This window comes from Mycobacterium sp. 1245852.3, assembly GCF_001669335.1.
GTDB lineage: Bacteria > Actinomycetota > Actinomycetes > Mycobacteriales > Mycobacteriaceae > Mycobacterium > Mycobacterium europaeum_A.
In genome coordinates this window covers 1-5888 of the sequence record NZ_LZLL01000138.1, presented here as the reverse complement: position 1 = coordinate 5888, position 5888 = coordinate 1, and the positions used below count along the sequence as shown (strand labels likewise).

5 protein-coding genes are annotated in these 5888 nt (G+C 70.2%); 3 read left to right on the top strand and 2 right to left on the bottom strand.

Going from position 1 to position 5888, the window contains the following annotated elements:
• The coding region (locus A9W96_RS06060) for a hypothetical protein (protein ID WP_197499415.1) at window positions 1-1139 on the bottom strand (1139 nt) is incomplete at its 3' end.
• Complete coding sequence (locus A9W96_RS06055) at window positions 1136-2233, bottom strand: hypothetical protein (RefSeq protein WP_067138426.1); 1098 nt, start codon at window positions 2231-2233, stop codon at window positions 1136-1138. The genes A9W96_RS06055 and A9W96_RS06060, both read right to left, overlap by 4 nt.
• A gap of 191 nt (window positions 2234-2424) precedes the next feature.
• Here A9W96_RS06055 and trmB point away from each other — a divergent pair, with 191 nt between their 5' ends.
• The 3 genes from trmB to A9W96_RS06040 all read left to right on the top strand — a co-directional run.
• Window positions 2425-3207, top strand: a complete 783-nt coding sequence (gene trmB / locus A9W96_RS06050; protein ID WP_197499416.1) for a tRNA (guanosine(46)-N7)-methyltransferase TrmB — start codon at window positions 2425-2427, stop codon at window positions 3205-3207.
• A 13-nt stretch (window positions 3208-3220) separates the two neighbouring features.
• Entirely contained in the window at window positions 3221-3934 is a 714-nt protein-coding gene (locus A9W96_RS06045) for an NYN domain-containing protein (protein WP_066866063.1), read from the top strand.
• 61 nt (window positions 3935-3995) lie between these two features.
• The coding region (locus tag A9W96_RS06040; protein WP_067138428.1) for an MMPL family transporter at window positions 3996-5888 on the top strand (1893 nt) is incomplete at its 3' end.

Sequence of the window (5888 nt, the reverse complement as noted above, 5' to 3'; positions counted from 1 at the left end):
ACCATGTAGGTGAGCGCCAGCGAGATCGCCACGCATGCCAGGGCCGCGACGACGGCCAGCGCCGGGTTCAGCCGCGAGGCCACGCCGCTCATCAGCCGGCTCAAGGTCAGCGCCACCCCGAGTCCGAACCCGACGCCCAGCACCACCATCAGCCAGGTTTCCTGCCGGCGCGATTTCAGCGGCGGGGGCGCCGCATCGACCGTGGGCAGCTGCTCGAGCGGCGGCAGTTCCATCGGCACGTGCACCGCCTGCGCCACCTCGGCGAGCTTCAGGTCGGTGTCGCGGCTGACCTCGGCGACCACCTCCTCCAGCGCCTCGTAGGCGTCCGTCTCGAAGCCCGGCATGTTGCGTCGCGACAAACCCGCCGCGTGTTCCTGCAGTTCGGTGCGCACCGACGCGCACCGGTTGCGCGCGGAGTGCGACAGCGCCACCCGGGCCTGCTGGATCTGACCGCGCAGCGTGATGGTGCGCTCGCTTTTGGCCTGGCGCCGCTGTTGCAGGGCGGTGCTGCGCTCTTCGCGCAGCGCCTCGACCCGGGCCCGCCGGCCGGACCCCTCGACCTCGCGGTCGAACCGCCGCGCCATCGTCTCCAGCCGGGATTCCCACGCCCGCAACCTGTTTCGCCGTGCCAGATCGGGGTCGTCGAGCTGCGCCGAGACGGCCGCGACCAGGTCGTCGACGTCTGGGTCGCCCAGGTCGGGCAGGGCCGCCGCGCCCACCCAGGGCGCCCGGGCGTAACGCCCCGCATGCGTCCCCAACGCGTCGCAGTTCGCGGCGACGATGTCCCGCCAGTTCAGGTGCACGTCGATCTTGGACACCACCCCGACGATCGCGTCGGTGTGCTCGGTCGCGGCGTCCAGCAGCGCGCAGTCGGACGGTGTCAGGTTTGCCGCCGCGGACACGACGAACACCACCGCGATCGGCACCTCGCCCGGGCCCAGATCCGCCGACTCGACGAACGTGTGCTGCGGGAGCCGCTTGCGCAGCGCATCGGCGACCGCGGTGACCCCGGCCAGCCAGGGGCCGGTCACCAGCACGGCGTCGCGGCGCTGAATGGCCGGCGGGTCCAGCCCCGGCCCGGCGGCCGCCACCAGTGCGTCCACCGCGGCGACGGGATCGTCGCTCGCGTCGCCGCTCACCAGGAATCCCCCGGCAACGAGGCGCAGGCCTGGGACCACAACCGCAGCGATCCCCGGGCGATGTCCGCCCCGCACGCGCGATGCAATTCGCTGGCCGAGGCGCGGCTGTAGCGCTGCCAGCGCACCGCCCGCGGCAGGTGCGCGGCCGGATCACGACGAGCGCCGCGACCCGGGTGGCCGCCCGGGTCGAGCCCGGCCGCCTCGGCCAGGTCCACGGCCGCCGCCATCCGCGCGACCACGGTGTCGTCGCGGGACAGGAACCCGCTGATGCGCTCGCCCAGCGCGCCGCCCCCGGCGGCCAGCGCCTCGAGTTCGGTGACGGCGTCGCGCACCCGCTGATAGCGCGCCGCGGCGCCCAGCACGCCGATCCTGGCCAGCACGCCGTCGACGCCGCTCATCCGGTGCAGCAGGGTCAGCACCTGGGCCGGGGTCCGGCCCTGCCGGAAGGCGGCGACCGCCAGCGCGGTGCCGAACAGGTCGAGGGTCTCCAGCAGGCGGTGGCGCACGTCGGTCGGCACCGGTACGTCGGCGGCCAGGAATCCGGCGAAGGAGCCCTCGAAGCAGGCGGTGGCGCCGGGGTGGGCGGCGAGCGCCGACAGCGCCGTCCACAGGGTGCTGTCCAGGTCGTCGAGCGCGGTTTGCGCAAGCAGCCCGGTCATCGGCTCCATCGGCACGCCGACGCGCGCCGAGAGCTCGGCGCACCTCGCGCGCGCCGCCGCGACGGGCCCGTCACCCCGGCCGGACAGCGAGCCCGCCAGATCGGCCTTGTTCAGCACCGCCAGCACCGGGCGACCTCCCGCTGCGGCCTGGCCGATCGCCTGGGTGTCCTCGGGCTTGACCACCTCCGCGAGCACGCGGACCAGCACGTCCGCCTCGCCATCGGTCTCGGAGCCCACCACCGCGATGCCCGCCGCGCGTCCCGCGCCGTCCAGCGCGCGGCGCACGGTGCGGCAGCCAACCCCCCGGCGGCCGCCCACAACCACGCGCAGCGGTGCGGCGGTGCGCTGCGCGATCGCCGCCACGCGTGGGTCGACCTGGCCGGCGGCAAACCGCGCCAGCTCGCCGACGAAAGTCTGGTGTCCTTGTCCCCTCATATCCCGCCTGTTCGGTCCGGATGACCAGCGTCGCGGCCGCGTCGAAACTACTGCGTGCTGCGCCGAGGCCGAGCGGTCCCACCGAATGGTGGCACCCGCGTCACGAAGAAGCGAGCCACTGTTAATCAGTTACCAGGTCAAGGCAACTGTTGGGTATCAATCCGGACCAGGGGCGGCTACATCCGAGGTTTATAGGCCACCATGGACAAATGCATGCGCAGCGCGGGGTGGCGATGTCTGCTGACACGCCCTCGGAGGACTCGGACCGCCCCGACCAGCGCTACCTCCCCGCCACGGCGTTCCGCGCCCGGCGAGCGGCCCTGTCCGATGCCCAGCGCCAGACCTGGGAACGCCGCTGGCCCGAGCTCGGCCTGTCGATAGGCGCCGCGGCCGACGAACCCGAAAACCCTGAACCCCCGCTGGATACCCGCGCCTGGTTCGGGCGCCCGGCGCCGGTGGTGCTCGAAATCGGTTGCGGCAGCGGCACATCCACGTTGGCGATGGCCAAGGAGGAGCCCGGCATCGACGTGGTCGCGGTGGAGGTCTACCGGCGTGGGCTGGCGCAGCTGCTGTGCGGGATCGACCGCGACAAGGTGAGCAACATCCGGCTGATCCGCGGCAACGCCGTCGACGTCCTGCAACGCCTCATCGCGCCGGCGTCGCTGACCGGGGTCCGCGTCTTCTTCCCCGACCCGTGGCCGAAGGCGCGGCACCACAAACGCAGGTTCCTACAGCCGGGCACGATTGGCTTGATAGCCGACCGGCTACTCCCTGGTGGTGTCCTGCACGTTGCGACGGACCACGCCGGCTACGCCGAGCACATCGCCGAGGTCGGCGCGGGCGAACCCCGGCTGCGCCCGGCCGATCCCGACGATGCGCTGGCGATCTCGGTCACGCGCCCGACCACCAAGTACGAGACGAAGGCTCAAGAAGCGGGCAGCGCCGTCACCGAGTTCATTTGGCTTAGACGATGAGTAGGCGATGACCATGAGCCTGACCGAAGAGACCGCGGCGGGGGCCGAACCCGTCGCGCCGCCGGCGGTGCTGACCGGCGACGCGTTGGGCGACTTCCCTCCCCCGGGGGGACGGGTGTTGCTGGTGTGGGACGCGCCCAACCTCGACATGGGCCTGGGCTCCATCCTGGGCCGGCGCCCGACGGCTCTGGAGCGCCCGCGGTTCGACGCCCTGGGACGCTGGTTGTTGGCGCGCACGGCCGAGGTCAGCGCCACCCGCCCCGGCGTCGTGGTGGAACCCGAGGCCACCGTCTTCACCAACATCGCGCCGGGCAGCGCCGATGTCGTCCGGCCCTGGGTGGACGCGCTCCGTAACGTGGGGTTCGCGGTGTTCGCCAAGCCGAAGATCGACGAGGACAGCGACGTCGACCGCGACATGCTGGCCCACATCGAACTGCGGCGCACCGAGGGGTTGGCGGCGCTGGTGGTGGCCTCCGCGGACGGTCAGGCTTTTCGCCACCCGCTGGAGGACATCGCCCGAACCGGGGTCAGCGTCCAGGTGATCGGATTTCGCGAACATGCGAGTTGGGCGCTAGCGTCGGATACCTTGGACTTCGTTGATCTGGAGGATATCGCTGGTGTCTTCCGGGAACCGTTGCCGCGGATCGGCCTAGATTCGCTGCCTGACCAGGGAGCGTGGCTGCAGCCGTTCCGGCCGCTGTCCGCGCTGTTGACCGCGCGTGTGTGACACTGGCTTGAAAAACCGAAAGATGCCGCGCGGGTCGTTAACGATCCAGTAAGGAGCTTGCGTGTTCGCCTGGTGGGGTCGAACTGTGTACCGGTATCGGTACATCGTGATCGGGGTCACGGTAGCTCTGTGTCTGCTGGGTGGCGTCTTCGGAATCAGCCTGGGCAAGCATGTTACACAGAGCGGCTTCTACGACGACGGCAGCCAATCGGTGAAGGCGTCGGTGCTGGGCGACCAGACCTACGGCCGCGACCGCACCAGCCACGTGGTGGCCACCTTCACCGCTCCCAACGGAAAAACGGTCGATGACGCGGCGTGGCGGGACAAGCTCGTCGCCGAGCTCAACAAGTTCAAGACCGATCACCCCGACCAGGTCGTCGGGTGGGCCGGCTGGCTTGCGGCGCCCGACAGCACCAACCCGGTGATCAAGGGGATGGTGAGCGAGGACAGGAAGCACACCTTCGTGTCCATCCCGCTGAAGGGTGACGACGACGACAGCATCCTCAACAACTACAAGGCCATCGCCCCGGATCTGCAGAAGCTCAACGGCGGCACCGTGCAACTCGCCGGTCTCGAGCCGATCGCCAACGCCCTGACGGGCACCATCGCCACCGACCAGCGCCGCATGGAGGTCCTTGCGGTGCCGATGGTGGCGGTGGTCCTGTTCCTCGTCTTCGGGGGCGCGGTCGCCGCCGGCCTGCCGGCCATCGTGGGCGGCCTGAGCATCGCCGGCTCGCTGGGCATCCTGCGGCTGGTCGCCGTGTTCGGGCCCGTGCACTATTTCGCCCAGCCGGTGGTATCCCTGATCGGCCTGGGCATCGCGATCGACTACGGGCTATTCGTGGTGAGCCGGTTCCGGGAGGAGATCGCCGAGGGCTACGACACCGAGGCCGCGGTGCGAAGAACCGTGATGACGGCCGGGCGCACCGTGACCTTCTCCGCGGTGCTGATCATCGCCTCCAGCGCCAGCCTGCTGGTGCTTCCGCAGGGCTTCGTGCACTCGTTGACCTACGCGATCTTCGCCGCGGTGGGTCTCGCCGCCTTGCTGTCGATCACCTTCCTGCCGGCCTGCCTGGGCATCCTCGGCCGCCACGTCGACGCGCTGGGCGTGCGGACCGCGTTCCGGGTGCCGTTCCTGCGGAACTGGAAGTACTCGCGGGCCTATCTGAACTGGCTGGCCGACCGGCTGCAGAAGACCAAGACGCGCGAAGAGGTCGAGGCCGGCTTCTGGGGCAAGCTGGTCAACTGGGTGATGAAAAAGCCGCTGGCGTTCGCCATCCCGATCGCGGTCGGCATGATCCTGCTGGTCATCCCGCTGGGCAACCTGTCGTTCGGCGGGATGAGCGAGAAGTACCTGCCGCCCGACAACCCCGTGCGCCTGGCGCAGGAGCACTTCGACAAGCAGTTCCCCGGCTACCGCACCGAGCAGCTGACCGTGGTGATCCAGAGCGACAACCACAGCAAGGTGACCGACCAGCAGGTCGCCGACATCCGCAACCGGATTTCCTCGATCGGCGGTTTCACCGACAAGACCTGGCAGGAACGGCCGTGTCCGACCATCGCCGGGAACCCCTGCGTCGCGGGCCCGAACGGGACCACGGTGCCTAAGGACGGCTCGGTGCGGGTGATCCAGAACGGCCTGCTCAACAAGAATGACGCCGAAAAGAAGATCGCCGAACTTCGGGCGGTGAACCCGCCGAAGGGCCTGAACCTGTATGTCGGCGGCACGCCGGCACTCGAGCAGGACAGCATCCACAGCCTGTTCGCCAAGGCGCCGCTGATGCTGGTGCTGCTGCTGGGCGCGACGCTGCTGCTGATGTTCCTGGCGTTCGGCTCGGTGGTGCTGCCGATCAAGGCGGTGCTGATGAGCGCGCTCACGCTGGGGTCGACGATGGGCATCCTGACGTGGATTTTCGTCGACGGTCACCTGTCCGGGGTGCTGAATTTCACGCCG

Coding starts and splice junctions, on each gene's coding strand:
- A9W96_RS06045 (WP_066866063.1), top strand. CDS start 3,221: ATGAGCCTGACCGAAGAGACCGCGGCGGGGGCCGAACCCGTCGCGCCG.
- A9W96_RS06055 (WP_067138426.1), bottom strand. CDS start 2,233: ATGAGGGGACAAGGACACCAGACTTTCGTCGGCGAGCTGGCGCGGTTT.